Origin of the sequence: Anaeromassilibacillus sp. 1001302B_160321_C8, assembly GCF_015554745.1 — a bacterium.
GTDB lineage: Bacteria > Bacillota > Clostridia > Oscillospirales > Acutalibacteraceae > Anaeromassilibacillus > Anaeromassilibacillus stercoravium.
In genome coordinates, this window is sequence record NZ_JADNJD010000009.1 from 41,050 (window position 1) to 62,680 (window position 21,631).

Annotated in this window: 20 protein-coding genes; 3 read left to right on the forward strand and 17 right to left on the reverse strand. The window is 54.9% G+C overall.

What is annotated here, in order from left to right:
- Window positions 1-3: 3 nt before the first annotated feature.
- Entirely contained in the window at window positions 4-1,038 is a 1,035-nt protein-coding gene (locus tag I2E77_RS07760; RefSeq protein WP_207738219.1) for a nitroreductase family protein, read from the reverse strand.
- Between the two features lie 70 nt (window positions 1,039-1,108).
- Between I2E77_RS07760 and I2E77_RS07765 the strand changes: the two genes are divergently transcribed.
- Together I2E77_RS07765 and I2E77_RS07770 are read left to right on the forward strand one after the other, a co-directional pair.
- The gene (locus I2E77_RS07765; RefSeq protein ID WP_195450962.1) at window positions 1,109-1,438 is read left to right on the forward strand and encodes a winged helix-turn-helix transcriptional regulator; all 330 of its coding nucleotides are present in this window, start codon (window positions 1,109-1,111) and stop codon (window positions 1,436-1,438) included.
- Between the two features lie 901 nt (window positions 1,439-2,339).
- Window positions 2,340-3,902 carry a ClC family H(+)/Cl(-) exchange transporter gene (locus I2E77_RS07770; RefSeq protein ID WP_237967004.1) on the forward strand — a complete coding sequence of 521 codons (1,563 nt, stop codon included), beginning with the start codon at window positions 2,340-2,342 and terminating at the stop codon, window positions 3,900-3,902.
- Window positions 3,903-4,217: 315 nt separating this feature from the next.
- Here the strand turns inward: I2E77_RS07770 and I2E77_RS07775 are convergent, their stop codons facing one another.
- The 14 genes from I2E77_RS07775 to I2E77_RS07840 all read right to left on the reverse strand — a co-directional run bounded on the left by I2E77_RS07775 (window position 4,218) and on the right by I2E77_RS07840 (window position 18,831).
- Window positions 4,218-4,862: a sortase gene (locus I2E77_RS07775; RefSeq protein WP_087234673.1), complete on the reverse strand. Its 645-nt coding sequence runs from the start codon at window positions 4,860-4,862 to the stop codon at window positions 4,218-4,220.
- On the reverse strand, window positions 4,855-5,940 hold the full coding sequence (locus tag I2E77_RS07780; RefSeq protein ID WP_191363069.1) for a Cna B-type domain-containing protein: 1,086 nt from the start codon (window positions 5,938-5,940) through the stop codon (window positions 4,855-4,857). The genes I2E77_RS07775 and I2E77_RS07780 overlap by 8 nt, the downstream gene beginning before the upstream one ends.
- A 27-nt stretch (window positions 5,941-5,967) precedes the next feature.
- The gene (locus I2E77_RS07785; protein ID WP_087234675.1) at window positions 5,968-6,810 is read right to left on the reverse strand and encodes a class C sortase; all 843 of its coding nucleotides are present in this window, start codon (window positions 6,808-6,810) and stop codon (window positions 5,968-5,970) included.
- A 183-nt stretch (window positions 6,811-6,993) separates the two neighbouring features.
- Entirely contained in the window at window positions 6,994-8,547 is a 1,554-nt protein-coding gene (locus I2E77_RS07790; protein ID WP_195450963.1) for a SpaA isopeptide-forming pilin-related protein, read from the reverse strand.
- A gap of 234 nt (window positions 8,548-8,781) precedes the next feature.
- Window positions 8,782-9,390, reverse strand: a complete 609-nt coding sequence (locus tag I2E77_RS07795; protein WP_191448473.1) for a recombinase family protein — start codon at window positions 9,388-9,390, stop codon at window positions 8,782-8,784.
- A 442-nt stretch (window positions 9,391-9,832) separates the two neighbouring features.
- Window positions 9,833-10,741 carry an ornithine carbamoyltransferase gene (gene argF / locus I2E77_RS07800; RefSeq protein ID WP_087231671.1) on the reverse strand — a complete coding sequence of 303 codons (909 nt, stop codon included), beginning with the start codon at window positions 10,739-10,741 and terminating at the stop codon, window positions 9,833-9,835.
- Between the two features lie 43 nt (window positions 10,742-10,784).
- A complete protein-coding gene (locus tag I2E77_RS07805; protein WP_195450964.1) occupies window positions 10,785-11,963 on the reverse strand; it encodes an aspartate aminotransferase family protein in 1,179 nt (392 codons plus the stop codon).
- A gap of 38 nt (window positions 11,964-12,001) precedes the next feature.
- Window positions 12,002-12,325, reverse strand: a complete 324-nt coding sequence (locus tag I2E77_RS07810) for an MGMT family protein (RefSeq protein ID WP_191441778.1) — start codon at window positions 12,323-12,325, stop codon at window positions 12,002-12,004.
- Window positions 12,326-12,342: 17 nt separating this feature from the next.
- Window positions 12,343-13,203 (reverse strand): acetylglutamate kinase, encoded by an 861-nt coding sequence (gene argB / locus I2E77_RS07815; protein ID WP_087231662.1) that lies wholly within the window; start codon window positions 13,201-13,203, stop codon window positions 12,343-12,345.
- 91 nt (window positions 13,204-13,294) lie between these two features.
- Window positions 13,295-14,515 carry a bifunctional glutamate N-acetyltransferase/amino-acid acetyltransferase ArgJ gene (gene argJ, locus I2E77_RS07820; protein ID WP_195450965.1) on the reverse strand — a complete coding sequence of 407 codons (1,221 nt, stop codon included), beginning with the start codon at window positions 14,513-14,515 and terminating at the stop codon, window positions 13,295-13,297.
- Window positions 14,516-14,551: 36 nt separating this feature from the next.
- Window positions 14,552-15,592, reverse strand: coding sequence for an N-acetyl-gamma-glutamyl-phosphate reductase (argC, locus tag I2E77_RS07825; RefSeq protein ID WP_195450966.1), 1,041 nt, complete (start codon window positions 15,590-15,592; stop codon window positions 14,552-14,554).
- A 37-nt stretch (window positions 15,593-15,629) separates the two neighbouring features.
- Window positions 15,630-15,926, reverse strand: coding sequence for a hypothetical protein (locus tag I2E77_RS07830; protein WP_087231653.1), 297 nt, complete (start codon window positions 15,924-15,926; stop codon window positions 15,630-15,632).
- Entirely contained in the window at window positions 15,923-17,332 is a 1,410-nt protein-coding gene (gene argH / locus I2E77_RS07835) for an argininosuccinate lyase (protein WP_195450967.1), read from the reverse strand. The genes I2E77_RS07830 and argH overlap by 4 nt, the downstream gene beginning before the upstream one ends.
- A gap of 248 nt (window positions 17,333-17,580) precedes the next feature.
- Window positions 17,581-18,831 carry an argininosuccinate synthase gene (locus I2E77_RS07840; RefSeq protein WP_087231643.1) on the reverse strand — a complete coding sequence of 417 codons (1,251 nt, stop codon included), beginning with the start codon at window positions 18,829-18,831 and terminating at the stop codon, window positions 17,581-17,583.
- A 364-nt stretch (window positions 18,832-19,195) separates the two neighbouring features.
- On the opposite strand from I2E77_RS07840, the gene I2E77_RS07845 reads away from it, so the two are divergent.
- A complete protein-coding gene (locus I2E77_RS07845; protein WP_191395665.1) occupies window positions 19,196-19,705 on the forward strand; it encodes a flavin reductase family protein in 510 nt (169 codons plus the stop codon).
- 134 nt (window positions 19,706-19,839) lie between these two features.
- Here the strand turns inward: I2E77_RS07845 and hflX are convergent, their stop codons facing one another.
- Together hflX and I2E77_RS07855 are read right to left on the reverse strand one after the other, a co-directional pair.
- Window positions 19,840-21,099 (reverse strand): GTPase HflX, encoded by a 1,260-nt coding sequence (hflX, locus tag I2E77_RS07850; protein WP_087231638.1) that lies wholly within the window; start codon window positions 21,097-21,099, stop codon window positions 19,840-19,842.
- Between the two features lie 66 nt (window positions 21,100-21,165).
- Window positions 21,166-21,630 carry a hypothetical protein gene (locus I2E77_RS07855; protein WP_087231635.1) on the reverse strand — a complete coding sequence of 155 codons (465 nt, stop codon included), beginning with the start codon at window positions 21,628-21,630 and terminating at the stop codon, window positions 21,166-21,168.
- Window position 21,631: the final 1 nt, after the last annotated feature.

Below are 21,631 nucleotides of genomic sequence, written 5' to 3' on the forward strand. Positions count from 1 at the left end.
TCCTTATATTGGGGCTTTCTCAAAAGCCAAGCGATGGATACGGTCTTGTTCCATTTCCCTTTGTACGCCTCTTGCATACTGGATTTCGGGATAACCGAAGCCAATTATCATGCCGATGTAATGGTGGGCCGGAATGTTCAGCATTGCTTTGATATCCGGCATTTGTTCCAACGCACCGAGAGGGAACGTCAACATTACCGCTCCAAGGCCGCGGGAAGCACAAAGAAGTTCAAAATATGTCCCGGCAATCACCACATCCTGTATGGGTTCCCCGTGGCCGAACGGTGCGTGGGGAATCAAAATATGTGGCGCTCCGCAAAAAAGCATATCGGGGCGCACCGTCTTTTCCCATCGTTTCATATCTCCATATGCCTCTTTGCTAAACCCCTTTGGGTAGATCCCTTGCGCTGCCAGTGCCTCCATCCGGGAATAAACAATCTGGCGGAAGTGATCCATCTGGACCCGATCATCGATCAATGTGAATTCCACCTGCTGCTTATTGCCACCGTTGGGCGCCCCTGACAGGCGTCCCAGCATATCGTTTATAACGGCGGTATCAACATTTTTGTCCTTATATCTGCGGCAGGAACGCCTATTGGCAATCAGGGAATCCATTGCAGGTGCCGCAATGGTACAATCGACCATGGGGAGGCTGTTTTCCGGCCTGTGGCCGAAAATGGAAATGGCGCCCATTGGACAGACGGCAAGGCAATGCTCACATTTCCAACAACCGTTCCACCCAAATTCTTTGAAATCCGCAATCTCAGCCTTTTGGGATGGATTCAAGCGGAGAATTCCGCCGGGGCAAACCTTTACGCATTTTCCACATCCCACACACGCTTCTATATCCACAACAAACTTTGCCTGATTCATCATAAGTACCTCCGTCCTTTGCTTTCGACACCATTGTAACGGGTGCCTGTTTGCTCTACAAGTACGCACTTTTTTATAACCTACGTTACCTTTTTGTGACTCTTGCGTTGTTGCGGGGATTGTTGGATAAAAAATTTTTATTCCGTATAGCACGCTTGATTCCACGCGTATGCAGCACTATAATTTGAGTGTAATATGCAAATATCAACCAATGGGAATTGGGGGAGGTATCGATATGCTGAAGAAAGAAGAGTTGCCCGCTTGCCCTGTTGCGACAACCGTACAAATGGTGGGAAGTAAATGGAGACTTTTGATTTTGCGCAACCTTCTTGCGCGCCTGTGGCGTTTTAACGAGCTGCGCAAAAATTTAGAGGGGATCAGCCAAAAAGTTCTGACGGACAGCCTGCGCTCAATGGAAGAAGACGGCATCATCACACGGACGGTCTATCCGGAAGTCCCTCCAAGGGTGGAATATTCTTTGAGCGAATTAGGCGAATCGATGCGCCCTATCATTAAGGCCATGGAACAATGGGGAATCGATTACAAAGCGCAAAATGGTTCATAACCGGAAGCACAACATGCCCCTTTTGTTGGAACGGCTATGCTGGATAAGTCTGTTAAAACGATCCCAGATGGGACAGGGCTGGTTCCCACTCCAAGCCAGGGCCGGCAATAGCAACATAAACTGTGCCGGCGTATGTGCAAAAGAAACGGCATCCAGCAGAGCATGGGCTGCAAAGGCAACTGCCTGGACCATACAGGGATAACAAGCTTCTCCGGGTCCTTCAAAAGGGATCTGCTCTATCTGAAAGGATTGGCCGGATAGAATTTTCCATACGAGCTGGTGGGTGATCCGGGTCATTACAATAGCCGCTGTATCAAGGCAAAGCGGAAGGGCTTGCCGCCTGTCCTTCGCAGGCAGCAAGCCCTTCCGCTACTTGGACAAGATGGACTTGATGTTATGGAGCAACGGTTCCTGGTACTTTGGACGCTTACCCCGGTTCGTTCTATTTCACTTTGATTTCCCCATCTTCCGTTTGAACCCTTGGGGTGAAGGGGCTACAACGCCGCTATGCCGGCTTCTCCCCGATATCGCGCGTTCTGAAACCGGACAAGGTTTCCGGAAAATTTCCGCTCACCCCCAAAAGGGAACGGTACGATTTCCGTGCCCCGTAAAAAAGCAGTTCCCTCTTTGTGGACTCAATGCTCGGCCGCGGATATCAGGGTATCCCATTCCCCTATTTTTCAGGAGCATAGCGGCATTTCATCTTTTGTGTTATATTCCTTTCCCTTAGAGATCCTTTTATAAAGCATTAAAACCGATATAAACATCCGCACCAACGGCAATTTCCGTTTCCTGCCGTGGCCACGTTCAATCGACAGCTTTTGCCTTCCGTGCTATAATATAAAAAAGCATACTTGTCCCTCAAAGGGAAAGATGAGAATGAGAAACGGGGTGCAACTCTTTGCAACAGGATCAAACTACCACGGCCAAGCTGATCAAACGATTCCGCAGCTTCCGTTATTCTTTGGTATTGCAGGGAATCGCCGTTGGATTCGCCGCGGGCATGGTCGCGGTGCTCTTTCGGGTTTCATTGGAACAGGCGGATGCCTTCCGGCAATCCATTGGGATATTTCTTTCCGCCCATCCCTGGGCTGTTTCCCTCTGGATGCTTGCTCTCTTAGGCATTGCCGCCTTGGTAACGCTGCTTCTCCGCGTAGAACCGTTCATCAGTGGCTCTGGCATCCCGCAGGTGGAAGGGGAAATGCAAGGCGGGCTCTCGCAGACTTGGTGGCGGGTGTTGCTGGCAAAATTTATCGGAGGGATCCTGACCATCGGCGCAGGGCTCTCCCTGGGCCGCGAAGGGCCCTCCATCCAGATGGGCGCTATGGCGGGAAAAGGCGTGTCCCGGTTATCCCATCGCGACAAGACTGAAGAAAAAATGCTGATGACATGCGGTGCAAGCGCGGGGCTTGCCGCCGCCTTTAACGCCCCCTTTGCGGGCGTGCTCTTTTCCTTGGAAGAGCTACATAAGAATTTCTCAACGGATGTCCTTTTGTCTGCAATGTCGGCTTCTATTACAGCCGATTTTATTTCCCGCTATGTTTTCGGCTTAAAACCGGTCTTTGACTTTTCTGCTGCACAGATGATGCCGTTGCAAAATTATTGGATGGTCTTGATTCTCGGCATCCTTTTGGGGCTGGTGGGGACCCTATATAATTTCTGCGTGGCGAAATCTCAGGACCTATACAGCAAAATTGGTTCGCAGTTCATCCGGACCGCCATTCCATTCCTTTTGGCGGGCGCATGTCTGCTTGTATATCCGCTGGTATTAGGCGGCGGCCACAACCTCATTGAGCTTGTCTCGCAAGATATGGCAATCCAGTCCCTGCTGTTACTATTTTGCCTGAAATTCCTCTTTTCCATGATCAGCTTTGGATCGGGTGTCCCTGGTGGCATTTTCCTCCCGCTGCTGGTATTGGGGGCGATCTCTGGCAGTACGTTTAGCGAAGTATTAGGTCTCTGTGGCATTGAAAATCCTTTGCAAAATTTTGTCATTCTTGGTATGGCCGGCCTGTTTGCGGCAATCGTCCGGGCCCCCATTACTGGCATCATTTTGATCAGTGAAATGACTGGGAATTTCTCCCATCTGTTGACCCTCTCACTGGTCTCCCTGACCGCCTACGCCGTTGCAGATCTGTTGCACGCAAAGCCTGTCTATGACATGCTCCTGGAAAGGCTCATGAAAAAGCAGGGCGCCACTCCTCCACCCAGTGGCGAAAAGCTTTTGATCGAGTCGCCCGTCTGTTTTGGGGCGCCAGTGTGCGGCAAAACCATCCAGGAAATTCCTTGGCCCAGCGGGGCACTGGTGGTTTCGGTCAAACGGCACGACCAGGAGCTCGTCCCCCATGGGGATACCATTTTGGAAGCTGGCGATATTCTTGTATTGCTGTGTAACGAATCCGAAAGCCAGCCCGTCCATACGGCATTGGAGAAACAATGTAAAAGCATGTCTGCCCCCCAATAAATGTCGTTGAAAATGGCTCCGGAAAGCGAATGCTTTCCGGAGCCATTTTTACAATATCCTTGTGGAAGCTGGGGAAACCCGTATCTGCGGCCGATCCCATCTGCACGCCGGCCTCCCCTTTTTGATTCCCGCATGGATGGTATCATTTTCTTTCCCAGCGTTTGCTATAAGTGTGGGCGATCTGCTGGCAAACCTTACAGAAGCGCCTGGCTGAGCTGTACAGTGTATCTTCCCATACCATTTCCTTTGACGCCTTTCGGTGCGGTGCAACAGACTTTTTCTATGGCCTTCTCTCCCCTTAAATGCAGGAAGCAGCTATTCAGATCTTATGCAACGCACGGTGAACCGGGTCTGCCCGCTGAGCGTGCAGGTGAAAAGCGTCAGATCCCAATCCCCGGTGACCATCTCCTCGATGGCGGTGGAGTCCAATTCCTCAACCCCTGCTACTTCGTATGCAAATCGATTTCCATCCGCATCAAAAAATAGCACGGTATCCCCAAGGGAAAGGTTTTGCAGCTTTCCAAAATGCGTCCGATAATTATGCCCCGCTATGACGAGGTTGTCCCGATAAGCAGACCCTGTATAGCGGCAGGGCGCTGTCCTCAATTTTGCCGCACTCCAATCGCTTATGACTGGGAGGGACACGCTGAGGCTTGGAAATTCTAAAACCCCGATATATGCCTCTCCATCAATCTGCACGGTTGGCATCTCCATATCCGGGTTTCGCACATAATCCGGTACCTCTTGATCCTGGCCCCCCGTGGCCCCCAGCCCTTCCTGCGCACGTCCCTGGAGCGCTGACATTTGTTCCAAGATAGCGGCCACCGCGTCCCCGGCCCGTTGTTCATCCCACAGATTATATCCTGTCAAAAAAAGGGCTGCTGCGAATAGCAGCAGCCCTCCTAACATGAACACGGTACCGGAACGACGTTTCCGATTGTTATCATGTTTTCTATACATCCGAATCCTCCTGTCTCCGGCGCCGGGCCCATCCGGCAAAAAACAGCGATATTCCACCGCAGGCTAACACCGGAACAGGCCACCAAAGCATGCCCGTCTGGGGCAGCTTCTCTTCGGGCTCAGGCTCAGGTTCAGGCGCTGGCTCGATGCTTTCCGCCGAGGGCGGGGCCTCGGACTCCCCTGTGGAAGGCGGGGTGACTGGTACATCCTCTTGGTAGGTGTTGGTTACACGGAAGAGGTCGCCTTCCCGTTCTACCAAAACGGTATATCCGTTTGCTACATCGCGTTCCACTACTTGCCAATTGGAATTTGCATCCAACCCCGACCAAGTATAGGACCAATTGTTGCTTGCGCTTAGCGTCACCGTGCTGGAAACCACGCCATCCTTCAAGAGTTGAACAACTACTTCTTGCGGGCGGTTTTCTGTATGGCCGCTGTCGTCCCAAATCTTCTGCACCCTGCGGGTGACGGTCACAGGAGTACCACCTCCACCGCCACTTGATGGGTCATCATCGCCGCCCCCTCCGTGAGGAGGATCATATTCGCTGTCATATTTACAGGAGGCTTCCACATCATAAATCCATTCCCCTGTTTCCCCATCCGGATTCGGTAGGCAAAGGGCAAATGGGTCAGGCGTATAGGTTGTGCGGCCCTTCTCATAGGAATCCCCCATCACAAGATACAAGCCCGTAGGCAGATGGTCAAAGAATGCCCGCCCATTTTCATCGGTCTTTGCCCTTTTATAAGGGCCCAGATGGTCGCGGGCAACATAGCCTGCCAAGGTCTGGGCCAGAGCACGCCACCCCGCATTATCCAAATTCTCCAGGGAAATGGGATAATCCACAAAATCGCCAGCCAGGGTAAATTCACCCGATTCAGATACATTGGCCACCCGGTAAATCCGGAATTCCACGCCGGAAAAATCCGTGCTCCCTTCGCCAAAATGCACGGTCAGGGACGTTTCGCGGCTGGTATCGATTGGATTGTATGCAAATGCTGGTATTGCCAGGCAAGGCAACAGCAATACCAGGGCCATAAAGGCAACTGCAAACTTTTTCCAAAACCGTTGTATATTCATGGAACGATCACCGCCTCGTAAAATCTCTTATGTTTGCTGCTTTTTCTTGCGGGCGCGGAAGATGCGCCAAATGCGGAAAAGCAGAATGAGAAGCCCAACCACTGCTAGGGTAATCAAAACCGTCATGCCGGATTGCGTCCGTATGATATCCACGGCTCCATTGCCCAAATTTACGTTTTCCGGTGTCTCAATGCGGTGTCCCCTTACCAAAAGCCGGTGGGTATTCACGCCATATGGGGTACATGTGTAAAGGGTAACGTAGTCCTGTCCCTCTACAATTTGCAGTGCGTCCACCTCATCCGGTTCTGTAACAAGGATCTGATCCACCTCATAGGTCAATACCCGATCCAAAATGGACAGGGAAAACGTATCGCCTTCTACTAGCTGGTCCAAATCCGTAAACATTTTTGCGCGGACCAGGCCATTATGGGCTGTAAGCACGCAATGTGTGCTGGGGCCTCCTGTTGGAAGGCTGGTGCCCGGCCAGAATCCCACGCCTGCTTGAAGCGCCTGTTCTTCAATCCCCTGGTAAATCGGAAGGTGGACATTGATTTTGGGAATATCAATATACCCCATCATCCCATTGCCCAGCGGATTGAGGAATTGCTCAATTTTAGCCTCTTCCTCCGCTGTCGCGGCAACAGAAAAGGCATTGCCCTGTGCCAATTTGCGGTTATATTCTTCCGCCGCAGCCCAAAGGTCGGAATAATCCTCTTGTGTTGCTTCTGCAACTTGATTATATTGAGCAATCTCCTGCTCTGCTTCCCAGCGGTAATAAAGGTCGCTCAGGCTTGGATACAGCAAAACCCCCAGCCCTACAATCAGCAACAAAACCGCTAGAAGCGTGCTAATTTTTCGTTTTTTTTTCATGTTCGTACGCAAAATCCTTTTCACCCTTCCCGGCGGTACGAGTTTTCCCGCAGACCAAATTCTGTGGAAAAGCTCCTGCCGCCGCGGCAAAACAACGATACCGCAGGGGAGGGAGCTACCTCCCTCCCCGCGGTACATAACCGTTTTAATTTGATCTAATTTGCACTTTCAGCGCCATCCCGATTAGCTGTGCTGCTGCTTTCTGCGGGAGACGACAAACAGAGTGCCCGCCGCTGCGAGGAGCACAACGCCGCCAATGGTGAAGAGAGTGGTGCCCATACCGCCGGTGTGCGGGATCTTGCTGTTCGCAAACTTGACGTTGACAACATTGGGTTCGATACCCGCTTCAATGGTCAACATCAAAGGCGTATCGCTCTTTACATAGTTGTCCGGAGCCTTTGTCTCTACCAGTGCATATTTCCCGGCGTCCAAACCGTCGATGACCACATGGCCGTCCTCTCCCGAAACGATTCCTTCCAGGACCGGCGTTGCCCCTTCGATCAAATTGCCGTCCTGGTCAATCGCCGTTTCGTCGTAGAGGGCGAACTCTGCCCCTGCCAGGCCCTTTTCGTCTGCCTGGTCATACTTGAAGACGTCGATCTTAAAGGTTTCTACTTTGACTTTATCCTGTTCGGTTTCGCTATTCGGATAGGAAACCCACGCGGTGTTATAGTAATCGCCCGCCGTGGTGCCTTCCTTCAAGGTTGCGGTGTAGGTTACCGTAACAGGGGTGACACCCAAATCATCCTCGCTGATAAGGCCCGCCTCATACAGGGCCGCCAGATCCACTGTGACCTCGAAATCACAGCCGTCTGTCAAACCGGCCGTAACCAACGTGTACTGACCTTCGGTCAATTCGGTATCGCCAACCTTGACCACAAAATTGGTGGGATTCTCGAACGCCTCATCCATGTTATCGTGGAAGGTCAGGGGATAGGTGCCGCTGTTGGGCTCAATCGTGTTTACCGCAACCTGCGGCGGATCGGCCGGGTCGGGCTTCAGGTAATTGAGCAGATCCTGCGGCACATTGGATTCGAGCTTGAAGTCCACTTCGTCGCCCGCTGCGGCGGTATCGGCTTCCACTTCCGTACCGTTCTCCAAGACGATCCACTTCTCCAAGCCAGGATAGCTGGTCTTGTCGCCGCTCACCCAATAAACAGCGTCCTTAAACCATGTGAAGGTCAGCAGGAAATTGTCCGGGTTGTCCACGCCAAACGTCAACGTTTTCGAACCTTCCGCATTTGCCTTGTCAATGGCCCCCTGAACGCGCTCTGCGGCATCCGAGGGATTTCCGCCTCCCTCAAGGTTTTCTTTGCCGGTCCATTTCCAATAGCCATTGCTGTCTTCCGGCGCAACGTAATTGGCGTGCATCTCAATCTGTCCCGAAACTTTGCTGCCGGAGACAACAAACGTATTATCGCCGAAGGTGTTGTTTGCGCTGTCCGCATAAACATCTTCATAACTTCCGTTGTTGTCTTCCAGGTTTACCAGGCCAACAATCGCATTGGTAAAGGTGTTGTTTTCGATAACGATGGTGTAGCCGTTACACTCCACACGGTTTGCGTCCTGATAAAGGTCTTCAAAATACGCCTTGCTATAAAGCTCCGGCGTACCTGTAACCGTATTGTTTGTGAAGCTGTATGTACCCTGCGACGAAGCGTCCGATTCGCCTGCGTATTCATGAACGGCAAAATTGCAATTGATGAACTGGTTTCCATCGATTACAGCATTGCTCACATTTGCGTTATCGGACTGTCCGCGGATAGCCTCTTCAAACCCTTCAAAAGTACAGTTTGTAATCGTAAAGGATTCAAAACTGCCAATGGAAATTTGATATAAAAATCTCCTTAATTATTGTGCAATTTAACTATTTTGCAGTACGAATGAGACTAATTTACATTACATTACAGAATTTTTGTTTATTATAGCATTTTTGGTTTTAAAAGTCTACCATCAAAACCAACATATATTTCATAAATTTTTCATAATAGATTGGTTCCATTTCAAAAAAGTGCTGTGCGCAACGCCAAGTTCTCTGGCGGCAGCGCGGGCGGTGATGCTGCCTTCCCGATATCGGGTTCGAAGCGCATAGAACTCCTCTGGGATCGGCATTTTTTCTCTGCCAAACCGCACCCCCTTCGCTTTGGCTGCTGCAATTCCTTCCGCCTGCCGTTGTTTGATGTTTTCGCGCTCAACCTGGGCAACATAACTTAATATTTGAAGGACCAGGTCTGCGATAAAGGTTCCTGTTAAATCCCTCCCTTTTTGGCGTGTATCCAGCAACGGCATGTCCAATACAACAATATTGGCCTTCTTTTCCTTGGTGATAATCCTCCATTGGTTTTGTATCTCGCTGTAATCCCTGCCTAAACGATCGATGGATTTGACGACCAGTGTATCCCCTCCTTTTAACCGGCGCAAAAGCCGTTTATATTGTGGACGGTCAAAATCCTTCCCGCTGAGCTTGTCCATATAGATACGCTTTTCCGATACCCCAAACTCCTGCATTGCAATCATTTGACGGTCCTCATGTTGATCCTTCGTCGATACCCGAATGTAACCATACATCATTTCTTGCATGTTTGATCCACTCCTATCATTGAAAATCGGGATACAATCATTGTATAGGATGGACGTTTTTCGGTTCTTCTATCAGCAAAAATACATGAAATACGTTTAATATATGCTTAGTAAAATTTACATCATCCCAATTACTACATTTTTCCTATGTAATAATTCGAAATAAGTGCAATTTAATCACAAATTCCCCTTTGCTAAATTTTCTATAATGAATATTTTTCATATATACTACGCTTCAAAGCATCTTAAAACGATCTTCCCCCTTTCTCCCCATTGCCGTATGTTCATATAAAAAAACCGCCCTCAAAAACTTGAGAGCGGGGGAAGAACGGAAAAGGAAATAATGTATCTTTATTTTTCTGAAACGGGAAAGTTTTGCTTCATACAAAAAGACGGCTCCGGGTATCCTTTTCGAGAAAACCCTTCGCCGTCCTGAAATATTTTATTTTCTGCCCAAGAGCTTGACCAAAACCGCCTTCTGCGCATGCAGGCGGTTTTCCGCCTCGTCGAAGATCTCTGTGGAATGCTTCTCCAAGATCTCCGCTGTGATCTCCTCGCCGCGGTGCGCCGGCAGGCAATGCTGGACCATCGCGTCCGGCTTTGCCACGGACATGATCTCGTCGTTGACCTGGAAGCCCTGGAACGCTTCACGGCGCTTCTGCGCCTCTTCTTCCTGGCCCATGGAAGCCCAAACGTCTGTGATCACCACGTCGGCGCCGCGTGCGGCTTCCTTCGGGTCGTTTGTGATGCTGAACGCCGGATGCTGTACGGCGAAGTCGAGCACCATCGCGTTTGGCTTATAGTCGTTCGGGCAGGCGACCGCCACTTCCATCTTCATCTTCAAGCAGCCGACGATCAGGGAATTCATCATATTGTTGCCGTCGCCGATGAAGCACATTTTCAGGCCGTCCAAGCTGCCCTTGTGCTCCCGGATAGTCATCAAGTCCGCCAACACCTGGCAGGGATGGGCAAAATCCGTCAGGCCGTTGATGATCGGGATGGTGCCGTTCTGGGCCAGCGCATCCACCTCGGACTGCTTGTATGTGCGGATCATGATGCCGTCCAGGTAGCGGGACAGCACGCGCGCAGTATCCTCCACCGGTTCGCCGCGGCCGATCTGCAAATCGCTGGCCGAGAGGAAGATCGGCAGGCCGCCGAGCTGGTACATGCCGACTTCAAAGGACACGCGCGTCCTTGTGGAAGCCTTCTCAAAGATCATGCCGAGCGTCTTGCCCGCCAAGTGGCGGTGCTCGATGCCGTGCTTCTGCTCATATTTGAGCTGGTCCGCGAGGTTGAGGATCTCGGTAATGTCCTCGGTCGAAAGGTCGAGCATTTTTAACAGGTGTTTCATCGGTCAATCCCTCCGTATACGCCCTTGGGCGGTTTTTTCTATATTATTGTAAGTTTGAAATGGTTTCTTGCAAAATGGCGAGGCCCTTGTCGAGCTCCTCCTGGGTGATGGTGAGCGGCGGCAGGAACCGCAGCATATTTTTCGCCGTGAGCACCAGGAGCCCGTTCTCCACGCAAGCCGTTGCCACTGCTTTGGCATTGTCCGCCTTGAGCCTGGCCCCCAGCATCATGCCGATGCCGCGCACCTCTTCGATTCCATCCATGGCCGCCAGCTTTTCCCGCAGGTAATCGCCCTTTTGCGCAACCTGCTCCAAAAAGCCCGGCTTGCTGATTTTTTTCAGGACTGCCAGCGCGCCCGCGCAGGCAACCGGGTTCCCGCCAAAGGTGGAACCGTGCATGCCCGCGCCCATCACAGCGCCCAGGCGCTCCGTGCAGAGGCAGGCCCCAATGGGCAGTCCGCCGCCCAGCCCCTTCGCGCTGGTGATCACATCCGGCTGGACGCCGTAGTGCTCATAGCAATACAGCTTGCCCGTGCGCCCCACGCCGGTCTGCACCTCGTCCACCACGAGCAGGATATCGCGCTCCTTGCAGAACGCCGCCAGCGCCTGGACAAACCCCTTGTCCAGCGGGCAGACGCCGCCTTCGCCCTGGATCAGCTCGATCATCACCGCGCAGGTGTTTTGGTCAACCTGTGCCTGGACGCTCTCCAGGTTGGGATCGGCGTAGGCAAAGCCCTCGGTAAAGGGGGTGAAGTACTGATGGAACCCCGCCTGCCCGGTCGCGGACAGCGTCGTCACCGTGCGGCCATGGAACGAATTGTTCAGGGTCACAATCCGGTTGCAGCTCTCCCCATGCGCCTGGACGCCGTACTTGCGCGCCAGCTTGATCGCGCACTCGTTGGCCTCCGCGCCGGAGTTTGCAAAGAAGACCTTGGAGAAGCCCGTCTGTTTGCAGAGGGTTTCCGCCAACTGGGTCATCACGGGATTGTAATAGAGGTTGGAAATATGTTGGAGCGCCGCCGCCTGGCCGCACACCGCTTCGACCCAGTCCGGGTCGCAGTAGCCCAACGCATTCACACCGATTCCCGCGCCAAAGTCAATATATGGCTTTCCTTCCGTATCCACAGCCGTGGCCCCTTTGCCGCTCACCAGCGCGACCTGGAACCGCCCATAGGTGGGCATCAGATACGACTGTTCCTGTTGCTTGACTTCCTCAAAAAGCATAACGATCCCTTCTATCTGCGGGCTGCAAACGCCGCCCCTTAAAATTCGACGCAATAGGTTTTCATATCCACATATCCGTCTTCGCTGACCACTACGCCCTCGCCCTCCAGCAGCCTGCGCTGCTCTTCCGGGCCGCCAAACGCAAACTCCGGCGCAAGCCGCCCTTCGCGGTTGACCACACGGTGGCAGGGGACGGGGTTCTCCCCGCCCATGACCCACGGATAGGGATTGCGGTGCAGCGCCCAACCGACCGCCCTGGCGCCTCTGGGGCTTCCGGCCAAAAACGCCACCTGCCCATAGGAGATGACCTTTCCCTTTGGGACCCGCCGCACAATCGCATATACACGTTCGTTAAAATTCATCGCCGTTACATTCTAAATCAATACAGCATGGTCCCGATGCCTTCGTCGGAGAACAGCTCGATCAAGATGGAGTGCGGGATGCGGCCATCCAGGATGTGCGCGCGGTTCACACCGCGCCGGACCGCCTCCACGCAGCAGTCGATCTTCGGGATCATGCCGCCGCTGATGATGCCCTGGTTCTTGAGGCTGGGCACCTCGCTCACATTGACCACGGGGATCAGGGTGTTCTCGTCGTCCTTGTCGCGCAGCAGGCCGCGGATATCCGTCATCAGGATGAGCTTGATCGCGTCCAGTTTTGCCGCAATGCGCGCCGCCGCGACGTCGGCGTTGATGTTGAACACCTCGCCGTTCTCCCCGCCGGCCACTGTGGAGATGATTGGCACATAGCCGTTGCGGGTTGCGTCGATGATGATGTCCGTGTTGACGTCCACAATCCGCCCCACGTAACCGAGGTCCCCCTCATTGGAGCGGAGCTTTTCCGCCGTCAGCATGCCGCCGTCCAGCCCGCACAGGCCGACCGCCCGGCCGCCGTGGTGCTCCAAGAGCTGCACGAGGTCTTTATTGACCTTGCCCGCAAGGACCATCTGCACAATATCGATGGTCTCCTCGTCCGTCACGCGCATCCCACCGACAAATTGGCTCTCCTTGCCGATCTTTTTCAGCATGGCGCTGATCTCCGGCCCGCCGCCGTGCACCAGCACCACATTGATGCCCACGAGCTGCATCAGGACAATATCGCTCATCACGGCGTCCTTCAGATCGTTGTTAATCATGGCGTTGCCGCCGTATTTGACCACTACGGTCTTCCCCGCATATTTCTGGATGTATGGCAACGCCTGTACAAGCACCTTGGCCCGCTCGGCGGTGGATATTTTCATACTCGTCGTCCCCTTCAAATTGGAAATAGTAGCCGCTTCCGGCGCGGCGCGCAGATGCTTCCCATCCGCACGCGGCCGCCCTGCCGGAACATCAGGTGCGGTAATCCCCGTTGATCTTCACATAATCATAGGTCAGGTCGCAGCCAAAGGCCGAAGCGCTTGCATTGCCGTCGTGCAGTGTCACCAGGATGTCGATCTCGTCCTCGCTCAGGACCTTCTTGGCAACCTCCTCGTCGAAGGGGATGCCCGCACCGTTGACGCACACCTCGATGCTGCCCGCCCGCGATGCGAAGCCCACATCAACCCGGTGGATGTCCACCGGCGCACCGGAATACCCGATGGCGCACAGCACGCGGCCCCAGTTGGCGTCCGCGCCAAACATGGCCGCTTTCAATAGGCTGGAACAGATCACGCTCTTGGCCACGGTGCGCGCATCCGCGTCGCTGGCCGCGCCGGTCACCTTGCAGACCAAAAGCTTTGTCGCGCCTTCGCCGTCCTTTGCAACCATGCGCGCCAGGCGGATGGTGATCGCACGCAGCGTCTCCGTGAAGAGATCGAACGCCTCCGTCCCCTCTTCAATCGGGTCGTTTTCGGCCAAGCCATTTGCCAGGATGGCGGTCATATCGTTCGTCGATGTGTCCCCGTCGATGCTGACCATGTTGAAGCTGTCCTTCACTGCGATGCGCAGGGCGCTGTCCAGCACCGCTGGGGCGATGTTCGCGTCCGTTGTCAAAAAGCACAGCATGGTCGCCATATTGGGATGGATCATGCCGGACCCCTTGGCGATGCCGCCCATGCGGACCGTCTTCCCGTTGATGGTGACTTCGGCCGCCGCCTCTTTGACCACCGTGTCCGTGGTCATGATCGCCTTGGCCGCATCTGCGGAACCGTCCTCTGTGAGGGACTCCGCCAGCTTCGGCGTGGCCTCCAGGATCGGCTCAATCGGCAGCACCTGGCCGATCACGCCTGTGGACGCTACGACCACGTCTTCGGGTTCCAAATGCAGCGCCTTGGCAGCCGCTTCACACATCATCTGCGCCTTCTGTTCGCCGTCCGCGTTGCAGGTGTTGGCGTTTCCGGAATTGCAGATGACCGCCTGTGCAATGCCGTCCGCAAGATTGCGGCGCGTGACCTGAATCGGCGCGCCCTTGACCAGGTTTTGCGTGTACACCGCGGCCGCGGCGCACGGGACCTTGGAATAGATCAGCGCCAAGTCGGGCTTGCTTTTGTTCTTGCGGATCCCGCAATACATGCCGGACGCCAGGAACCCCTGTGCGGCAGTCACGCCGCCTTCTATCGAAATCGCTTGCATGATTCATTCGCTCCTAAAAATGGATTGCCGCCCTTTTTAGAATGCCGGCGGCGTCAGCATCAGGCCGCAGGTCTCGTCCAGGCCGAACGCGAGGTTCATGTTCTGGATGGCCTGCCCCGCAGCGCCCTTGACCATGTTGTCAATGGCGGAAATGGCGATGAAAGTGTTGGTGCGCGGGTCCATGTGCAGGGAAATATCGCAGTAATTGGAGTAGCGCACATTCTTAATATCCGCCACGCGGCCCTCCGGCAGCAGCCGGATGAAGGTTTCGTCCCCATACTGTTCCTCGTACGCCTGCCGGATCTCCTGCAAGGAGGCCTCTTTTTGCAGCTTCGCATAGCAGGTGGCCAAGATCCCCCGGTTGACCGGGAGCAGGTGCGGCACAAACGTCAGCTTGACCGGCGCCCCGCCCGCCACATGGGACAGGCTCTGCTCCATCTCCGGCGTGTGCCGGTGCGCCGCCACTTTATAGGCGGAGAAGCCCTCGTTGAGCTCCGGATAGTGGGTGTTCTGGGTCAGCTTGCGGCCCGCGCCCGTGACGCCGGACTTGCAATCCGCAATGATCCCCTCTGCGGCGATATACCCCTTGCGCAGCGCCGGCGCCAACGCCAGCGGCACAGCCGTGGTATAGCAGCCGGGGTTTGCGATGATCTTCTTCCCGCGAATCTGCTCGCGGAACAGCTCGGGCAATGCATAGACCGCCTGCTCGTGCAGCTCTTTATAGAGGTAGGTCCCGCCGTACCATTCCTTATAATCGTCCTCGTTTTCCAGGCGGAAATCCGCCCCCAGGTCGATAAAGACCTTTCCCGCGTCGTAACACGTCTTTGCGAGCTCCTGCGAAAGCCCGTGCGGAAGCGCAGCAAAGACCACGTCGCTCTTCTCCACCACTTCCTCCTGCGTACCGCACACCAAATCGCAGATGTGGTAGTACGCCGGATAGATGTCGCTGAGCGCCTGCCCGGTAAAGCTGACCGAGCTGATGGCCGCCAGCTCCGCCTGCGGATGCCCGGTGAGCAACCGGACCAGCTCCGCGCCGGCGTAACCGGTCGCGCCCACGACGCCTGCCTTGATATTCATTCTCGTCACCTTCTATATCCTTGTCCAAAACGGACTCTTACATCTTTTCTTTTTTCTCTTTTGCATCGTCTTCCGCTGTTTCGGCCGGTTTCTCCTCCGGCTTTTCCGGTTTTGTGGGGATGCCGCCCTTGCTGATAAACCGCTTCATGCGGATCTTGTAGACCGCCTCATCCACGATCACGCCGACGCAAAGGCCGCCGACCGGCCCCATCACATACTGCTGGATGTATGCGCCCACGACAAAGCCCAGGATGATGCAGACCACCATCCAGAAGTATCCCTTTTTCGGCTCCACCGGCCGCAAGCGCTTTGCCGCTTTTTCCAACTTGTTCACGGCGTCTCGCCCCCTTCATCGTACGGCCATACGGCGTCCTGCATGAGCGCCAACACCCGCTGCGCCTCTTTTTCCACGTTCTCCGGCGCCGGGCCGCCCGGCACTTTCCGGCCATTCACACAGGTGTCCAGGGAGATTGCCTGGTAAACGTCTTCCGCAAACAGGGCGTGGAACTTCTGGTATTCCTCCAAGGGCAGGGTCTCCAAAGTCAAATCGTGGTCGATGCAATAGGCCACGAGCGCGCCCGTCACTTTATACGCATCGCGGAACGGCAGGCCCTTGCCCACCAGATAGTCCGCGCAATCGGTTGCGTTGATAAAGCCCTTTGCCGCCGCCTTGCGCATATTTTCAGGCAGAACCTTCATGGTATCCACCATCGGAACAAACGCGGTCAGGCATATGTGCAGGGTATCCACCGCGTCGAACACGGCCTCTTTGTCCTCCTGCATGTCTTTGTTGTACGCCAGCGGCAGGCCCTTCATCATGCTCAGGAGCGTGGTGAGGTCCCCGATGGCGCGCCCCGCCTTGCCGCGGACCAGCTCGGCGATATCCGGGTTCTTTTTCTGCGGCATGATGCTGGACCCGGTGGAGAACGCATCGTCCAGCTCGATAAATTTGAACTCCCAGGAGCACCACAGGATGATCTCCTCCGAGAAGCGGGAGAGATGCACCATCGCAATGGCCACCGCCGCGGCGGTCTCCATGCAGAAGTCGCGGTCGGAGACCCCGTCGAGGCTGTTGTGGGTGTAGTCGTCAAAGCCGAGCAGCCGCGCGCTCATGGCCCGGTCGAGCGGATAGGTTGTCCCGGCCAATGCGCCGGAACCCAGCGGGCAGACATTCATGCGCTGCGCCGCGTCCTTGAGCCGCGCCAAATCGCGCTGGAACATCTCCGCATAGGCCATCAGGTGGTGGCCAAAGGTGATGGGCTGTGCGCGCTGCAAATGGGTATAGCCCGGCATCACCGCGCCCTTATAGTCCAAAGCTTTCTTGCAGAGCACCTCGATCAATTCCTTGATCTGCCCATAGAGCATGCCGCACTGCTTGCGCAGGTACAGGCGGTCGTCCAACGCCACCTGGTCGTTCCGGCTGCGGGCTGTGTGCAGGCGCTTTCCGGCGTCCCCCAGGCGGGCTGTGAGCTCCGCTTCCACAAAGGTGTGGATGTCCTCGGCCTCCGGGTCGATCTCCAGCGCGCCGGATTCCAGATCCGCCAGGATGCCTTCTAACCCCGCGCAGATGCGCTCGGCCTCCTTTTGGTCGATCACCCCGCACGCCCCCAGCATGGTTGCATGGGCGATGCTCCCTTCAATATCCTCCTTCGCCATACGGCTGTCAAACCGGATGGAGGAATTAAAGTCGTTTGTCTTTTTATCGAGCTCCTTGTGGAACCGTCCTGTCCAAAGTTTCATATGATGCACTCCCCAATGATTGATGGGCGCGTCGCGCCGCGTTCCCTTCTATGATTGCACGCCCGGTCCCCGACAGGGCTCTTTCCCCGCCAAAATCCGCCGTGCTGCCGAACCGTTCCCCTGCATCCGGGCGGGGAACTCGGAATCGTATAATGTATGAGGCCAGAATTTCTGGCATCCCTGCGGGGCAGAAACTCCGGCCTCTCTTTTCTGAATCTCGCGCGGTTATTGCTGTTAAACTTCGTCGCTTATTTCTCCACAGGCCAGTTCTTCTTTGCCATGGCGCGCACTTTGATCGGCAGCCCAAACAAATTGATGAACCCTGCGGAATCCGCCTGGTCGTAAACCTCGTCCTCGTCAAAGGTCGCCATGTCCGAATTGTACAGGCTGTACGGGGAGGTCACGCCAGCGTCGATGATATTGCCCTTATAGAGCTTGAGCTTCACTTCACCGGTGACGGTCTGCTGGGTGCTGTCCACAAAGGCGGAGAGCGCCTCGCGCAGCGGGGTGAACCATTCGCCGTCGTAAACCAGCTCGGCAAACTTGTTGGCGACGTTCTGCTTATAGTGGTAGGTCGCCTTGTCCAAGCAGATCTCTTCCAGCTTGTTGTGGGCGTGATACAGGATCGTGCCGCCGGGGGTCTCATACACACCGCGGGACTTCATGCCCACAAGACGGTTTTCTACAATATCCGCAATGCCGATGCCATTCGCGCCGCCCACCTCGTTGAGCTTGGCAACGAGATCGACCGCACAGAGCTTCTGGCCGTCCAACGCGACCGGGATGCCCTTTTCAAAGGTCAGGGTGATGTAGGTCGGCTTGTCGGGCGCCTGCTCCGGGGAAACGCCCAGCTCCAGGAAGCCCTCTTTATTGTACTGCGGCTCGTTCGCCGGGTCCTCCAGATCGAGGCCCTCGTGGGAAAGGTGCCACAGGTTCTTATCCTTGGAATAGTTGGTCTCGCGGGTGATCTTCAGCGGGATGTTGTGCGCCTCCGCATATTCGATCTCGTCCTCGCGGGACTTCAGGTCCCAAATTCTCCACGGCGCGATGATCTTCATGTCCGGCGCAAATGCCTTGATCGCCAGCTCAAAACGCACCTGGTCGTTGCCTTTGCCGGTGCAGCCGTGGCAGATGGCGTCCGCGCCCTCGGCCAGCGCAATCTCCACCAGGCGCTTTGCGATGATCGGGCGCGCAAAGGACGTGCCCAGCAGGTATTTATTTTCATACACCGCACCCGCCTTGACGGTCGGGAAGATGTAGTCTTCGACGAACTGTTTCTTCAGGTCTGCAATATACAATTTGGAAGCGCCGGTCTTTTTGGCCTTTTCCTCCAGGCCCTCCAGTTCGCTTCCCTGGCCAACGTCGGCGGAAACGGCGATGACCTCGCAGTTGTTGTAGTTTTCCTTCAGCCACGGAATAATGATCGAAGTATCCAGGCCGCCGGAATACGCCAGAACGACCTTCTTAATATTGGTATTATCAATCGCTTGCTTTGCCATTTTGATAGCCCCCATTTCTTCGTTGTGTTTTATTATACACTGTTTATGCAAAAAATCAAGCGTTTTATGTATAAATATTCACGTTGTCCGTATTCCATAAATTCTACTTACCAAGTTCCCATTCTCTTGTGAAAGTGCACAGTCTCGGATTTGGCCTTTGCAAGGCCCCTGCCGTTGAACGTTCTCCCCTTTCCAAATGCTTTCTTTCCGATTTATTATAACACTATCCCATGGAAAAGCAATGGTACAATCTGTGCGTTTTGTCCTTCACCAATGGGATTTTTCTCTCCACAATTCGCCGGCCTACCTCTTGCCTTCTATGGTATAATAAGGATATTCTAAACACGATACGGAGGCGTTTTTTATGAACGGTTTTAAAACGGTAGAAATCAAAGACCTGCAATTCAATCCCTTTACGCTGATCGACAAAGAATGGATGCTGATTACCGCAGGCAATGAGCAGAAATGCAACACCATGACCGCCAGCTGGGGCGGACTGGGGGAACTCTGGAAGCACTATGTGTCCTTTATCTTTGTCCGCCCGCAGCGCTACACACTGGAATTCATCGAAAAAGAAGGCTATTATTCCCTCTGCTTCTTCGACGAATCGTACCGCAAGGCGCTGTCCTTCTGTGGGAGCCATTCCGGACGCGACTATGACAAATGCAAGGAGACCGGCCTGACCCCGGTGTTCGACGAAGCCGCGCCCTATTTCGCAGAGGCCAAGATAGTCCTGATCTGCCGCAAGCTGCATAAGCAGCCGATCGACCCGGCCGGATTTATCGATCCGTCCATCGACGCAACCTGCTATCCGGAAAAGGACTACCACGAAATGTTTGTGGGCAGCATCGAAAAGGTCCTTGTCAAAGAATAATCCTCTAAAAATGCCGTGAAACGGGAAGCCCGAAAAGCTTTCCCGTTTTTTGCTTGGCAAGCGCCACACAAAAATCCCCTTTGCCGTCCAATCTTCGGACCGCAAAGGGGATTTTTTCTATCGTATTCTGAGAGCTATTCGTGCGGAAAGATCACGTAGTCCTGCACCAAATGGAGTAAAACCGGATCTACTTGCGCGGTCAATTTTAAACCGTCCGCGGTATATTCCTCCTGCAAGATGGTTCCATCCTTCCGCAGCTTTGCCGCCAAACCGCCCTGTGCAAAGGGAAGCAGCAGCTCCACCCGCGTTGTCTTGACCGGAAGGTTTTCCTCAATGGACTCCAACAGGGCGTCCAAGCCGCGCCCCGTCTTGGCGCTGATGCGTACCGCATTGCCGATCATCGGCAGATCGTGCAGCGATGGGACCAAATCGCACTTATTCAGCACCGGGATAATGGGCCGCCCGCCGCAGCCCAATTCAGCCAACAGCGTGCGGGTGACGTCCAAGTGCACCTGCGCTTCGCTGCTGGACGCGTCGCACACATTCAAGATGATGTCCGCCGTCGCCGCCTGTTCCAGTGTGGAGTGAAACGCCTCCACCAAATGGTGGGGCAACCGCCGCACCAGCCCGACCGTGTCGATGAGCATGACGGTCTTTCCGCAGGGCAGCTTCAAGGCGCGGGCCGTCGGGTCGAGCGTGGCGAACAGCATGTCCTTTGCCAGCACACCCGCCTGCGTCAGGGCGTTCATCAGGGTGCTTTTTCCCGCATTCGTATATCCCACAAGCGCCACCGTAATCACGCCGTTCTTTTGACGGCGACGCTGGATCTGGCCGCGGCGCTTCTCCACCTCTTCCAGTTGCTCCTTGAGCTTGGAAATGCGGCGGCGGATATGGCGGCGGTCGGTCTCCAGCTTTGTCTCACCGGGCCCGCGCGTGCCGATTCCACCGCCCAGACGGGAGAGTGACGTGCCCTTTCCGCCAAGGCGCGGCAGCATATATTTCAACTGCGCGAGCTCGACCTGCAACTTGCCCTCGCTGCTTCTTGCCCGCGATGCAAAAATATCGAGAATCAGCATCGTGCGGTCAATCGTCCGCACATCGCTGATGGATTCAATATTGCGGATCTGTGTGGGAGAGAGTTCGCAGTCAAACACCAGCAAATCGATGTCGTAGTTTTTACAGTACGACGCGATCTCTTCCATCATTCCGGAACCCACACAGGTAGCCGTGTCGGGGGAGGGCCTTTTTTGGGTCATCGCGCCGCAGGGTTCCGCACCCGCGCTGCGCACCAATTCATACAACTCCGCCAGGGACGCCTCCGCGTCGTATTCCCCCGTGTCCACCGCTGCCAACAGCGCGCGTTCCGGCCTCTTTTCCTTCTCGGTATTTTCCAAAGGCGCCTCCCCCTTTCTCTGTTGTCTTATTTTACAATATCTGGCAAAAGCTTGTCAAATCGGCGGCTAACGGAACAGCAGATATCCGTATCCGCCGCCCGCCTGGTTTAGGCTGTTCGCCATGCTGTCCGCGGCGGGCGTTCCCTGCGCCTGCTGCACCGTAAGCGTAGTGCCGGACAAGGAAGCCCCCTGTGTACCGCCCTCTTCCGTCACAATGGCGAAGTTCACCCGATAGTACCCCGTATGGGATTCGATTGGCGGCGCGTCCATCTGGAAAACCAGCACAGCCGTTGGCGCAAACGGGAGGGTGATCGACCGGCTCTCGGCCCCGTTTCCATTGTAGGTTCCCACCGTCGCCGCATTCCCCAGCAGCAGGCGGTCTTCGGCGGACAGATGCGCCTGCGTGTCTCCAAAATGCTCGGCCAGCAGGGAATCCAGCGTTTCATTGTCCGCCACAAAATCGGCGCGCGCCGGTTTGTCCGTCCCCTGCCACCGGTTTAGCCCCAAGCTTGTCTTTTGTTCTGTCGGCATA

Excerpts from the sequence above, each read along its gene's own strand:
- I2E77_RS07765 (WP_195450962.1), top strand. The coding sequence starts at position 1,109 with ATGCTGAAGAAAGAAGAGTTGCCCGCTTGCCCTGTTGCGACAACCGTA.
- I2E77_RS07775 (WP_087234673.1), bottom strand. The coding sequence starts at position 4,862 with ATGTATAGAAAACATGATAACAATCGGAAACGTCGTTCCGGTACCGTG.
- I2E77_RS07780 (WP_191363069.1), bottom strand. The coding sequence starts at position 5,940 with ATGAATATACAACGGTTTTGGAAAAAGTTTGCAGTTGCCTTTATGGCC.
- I2E77_RS07785 (WP_087234675.1), bottom strand. The coding sequence starts at position 6,810 with ATGAAAAAAAAACGAAAAATTAGCACGCTTCTAGCGGTTTTGTTGCTG.
- I2E77_RS07795 (WP_191448473.1), bottom strand. The coding sequence starts at position 9,390 with ATGCAAGAAATGATGTATGGTTACATTCGGGTATCGACGAAGGATCAA.
- argF (WP_087231671.1), bottom strand. The coding sequence starts at position 10,741 with ATGAAACACCTGTTAAAAATGCTCGACCTTTCGACCGAGGACATTACC.
- I2E77_RS07805 (WP_195450964.1), bottom strand. The coding sequence starts at position 11,963 with ATGCTTTTTGAGGAAGTCAAGCAACAGGAACAGTCGTATCTGATGCCC.
- I2E77_RS07810 (WP_191441778.1), bottom strand. The coding sequence starts at position 12,325 with ATGAATTTTAACGAACGTGTATATGCGATTGTGCGGCGGGTCCCAAAG.
- argB (WP_087231662.1), bottom strand. The coding sequence starts at position 13,203 with ATGAAAATATCCACCGCCGAGCGGGCCAAGGTGCTTGTACAGGCGTTG.
- argJ (WP_195450965.1), bottom strand. The coding sequence starts at position 14,515 with ATGCAAGCGATTTCGATAGAAGGCGGCGTGACTGCCGCACAGGGGTTC.
- argC (WP_195450966.1), bottom strand. The coding sequence starts at position 15,592 with ATGAATATCAAGGCAGGCGTCGTGGGCGCGACCGGTTACGCCGGCGCG.
- argH (WP_195450967.1), bottom strand. The coding sequence starts at position 17,332 with ATGAAACTTTGGACAGGACGGTTCCACAAGGAGCTCGATAAAAAGACA.
- I2E77_RS07840 (WP_087231643.1), bottom strand. The coding sequence starts at position 18,831 with ATGGCAAAGCAAGCGATTGATAATACCAATATTAAGAAGGTCGTTCTG.
- I2E77_RS07845 (WP_191395665.1), top strand. The coding sequence starts at position 19,196 with ATGAACGGTTTTAAAACGGTAGAAATCAAAGACCTGCAATTCAATCCC.
- I2E77_RS07855 (WP_087231635.1), bottom strand. The coding sequence starts at position 21,630 with ATGCCGACAGAACAAAAGACAAGCTTGGGGCTAAACCGGTGGCAGGGG.